The sequence below is a fragment of the Methylosinus sp. RM1 genome (genome assembly GCF_011378635.1).
Taxonomy (GTDB): domain Bacteria; phylum Pseudomonadota; class Alphaproteobacteria; order Rhizobiales; family Beijerinckiaceae; genus Methylosinus; species Methylosinus sporium.
This window is the reverse complement of the sequence record NZ_WOVC01000089.1, coordinates 1-2,551: the sequence shown is the minus strand read 5'-3', so window position 1 is coordinate 2,551 and position 2,551 is coordinate 1. Positions and strand designations below refer to the sequence as shown.

At 54.8% G+C, this 2,551-nt stretch carries 1 rRNA gene; it reads left to right on the top strand.

Annotation, left to right across the window (positions count from 1 at the left end):
- Positions 1–36: 36 nt before the first annotated feature.
- A 23S ribosomal RNA gene (locus FMZ75_RS20960) occupies positions 37–2,551 on the top strand; the annotation flags it as partial.

The window sequence follows — 2,551 nt, the reverse complement described above, 5'->3', positions numbered from 1 at the left end:
GGCCGCTGCCGAGCGGTGGGCATCGATAATGAGAGCGATCAAGTGCCTTAAGGGTATTCGGTGGATGCCTTGGCGCTGAGAGGCGATGAAGGACGTGGTACGCTGCGATAAGCCGTGGGGAGCTGCGAACAAGCTTTGATCCGCGGATTTCCGAATGGGGAAACCCACCTTCGATCTCTGTTAATCCGAGGAAATCTTTGGGCCTGCACAAAGGCTCCGGGGTTTTCGTGCGGTATTTGGCAAGTCTGAAGAGGCAAGTCTGAAGAGGCATGTCCTCGGACTAGCAGAGATCACAAGAAGGTATTTGTATCTGAATACATAGGATACAAAGGCAAACCTGGGGAACTGAAACATCTAAGTACCCAGAGGAAAGGACATCAACGAGACTCCGTTAGTAGTGGCGAGCGAACGCGGACCAGGCCAGTTCTTCTGTATTTCTAACCGGAACCGATTGGAAAGTCGGGCCGTAGTGGGTGATAGCCCCGTACGGATTTCGAGATGCAGGAGACATGAGTAGGGCGGGACACGTGCAATCCTGTCTGAACACGGGGAGACCACTCTCCAAGCCTAAGTACTCCTCAGCGACCGATAGTGAACCAGTACCGTGAGGGAAAGGTGAAAAGCACCCCGACGAGGGGAGTGAAACAGTTCCTGAAACCGGATACCTACAAACAGTAGGAGCCCAAGGTTCGTCCTGGGTGACTGCGTACCTTTTGTATAATGGGTCAGCGACTTAAAGTAACGAGCAAGCTTAAGCCGATAGGCGTAGGCGCAGCGAAAGCGAGTCTGAACAGGGCGTTCAGTTCGTTGCTTTAGACCCGAAACCGAGTGATCTAGCCATGAGCAGGTTGAAGGTGCAGTAACATGCACTGGAGGACCGAACCGGTGTCTGTTGAAATAGACTCGGATGACTTGTGGTTAGGGGTGAAAGGCCAAACAAACTCGGAAATAGCTGGTTCTCCGCGAAAGCTATTTAGGTAGCGCCTCGCACGAATACTCCAGGGGGTAGAGCACTGGATGGGCTAGGGGGTCCCACAGACTTACCAAACCTAACCAAACTCCGAATACCTGGAAGTACTATGCGGGAGACACACAGTGGGTGCTAACGTCCATTGTGGAGAGGGAAACAACCCAGACCAACAGCTAAGGCCCCCAATTCGTGGCTAAGTGGGAAAGGATGTAGAAATCCCAAAACAACCAGGAGGTTGGCTTAGAAGCAGCCATCCTTTAAAGAAAGCGTAACAGCTCACTGGTCTAAATAAGGGTTTCCGCGCCGAAGATGTACCGGGGCTCAAGCCACGAGCCGAAGCTTTGGGCTCGCCGCAAGGCGAGCGGTAGCGGAGCGTTCCGTAAGTCCGTGAAGGGACAGCCGTGAGGCATCCTGGAGATATCGGAAGTGCGAATGCTGACATGAGTAACGAGAAACACTGTGAAAGACAGTGTCGCCGAAAGTCCAAGGGTTCCTGCGTAAAGTTAATCTTCGCAGGGTTAGCCGGCCCCTAAGGCGAGGCCGAAAGGCGTAGTCGATGGGAACCACGTTAATAATCGTGGGCCAGCAGGTGGTGACGCGTGGGGTAAATCGTTCGGACTTACTGGATTGTCCGGGCGGTGAACCCGCGCCAGGAAATAGCCCCTGCATCAGACCGTACCCGAAACCGACACAGGTGGACAGGTAGAGTATACCAAGGCGCTTGAGAGAATGACGCTGAAGGAACTCGGCAATTTACCTCCGTAACTTCGGAATAAGGAGGCCTTCCGTTCGCGCAAGCGGGCGGGAGGGGCACAGACCAGGGGGTGGCAACTGTTTACCAAAAACACAGGGCTCTGCGAAATCGCAAGATGACGTATAGGGTCTGACGCCTGCCCGGTGCCGGAAGGTTAAGAGGAGGTGTGCAAGCACCGAATTGAAGCCCCGGTAAACGGCGGCCGTAAATATAACGGTCCTAAGGTAGCGAAATTCCTTGTCGGGTAAGTTCCGACCTGCACGAATGGCGTAATGACTTCCCCGCTGTCTCCAGCGTCAGCTCAGTGAAATTGAATTCCCCGTGAAGATGCGGGGTTCCTGCGGTCAGACGGAAAGACCCCGTGCACCTTTACTGTAACTTTGCACTGGCATTCGTGTCGGCATGTGTAGGATAGGTGGTAGGCGTTGAAGCATGGGCGCCAGCTCGTGTGGAGCCACCCTTGAAATACCACCCTTATCGTCATGGATGTCTAACCGCGCTCCGTCATCCGGGGCCGGGACAGTGCATGGTAGGCAGTTTGACTGGGGCGGTCGCCTCCCAAAGAGTAACGGAGGCGCGCGATGGTGGGCTCAGAGCGGTCGGAAATCGCTCGTCGAGTGCAATGGCATAAGCCTGCCTGACTGCGAGACAGACAAGTCGAGCAGAGACGAAAGTCGGTCATAGTGATCCGGTGGTCCCTCGTGGAAGGGCCATCGCTCAACGGATAAAAGGTACGCCGGGGATAACAGGCTGATAACCCCCAAGAGTCCATATCGACGGGGTTGTTTGGCACCTCGATGTCGGCTCATCACATCCTGGGGCTGGAG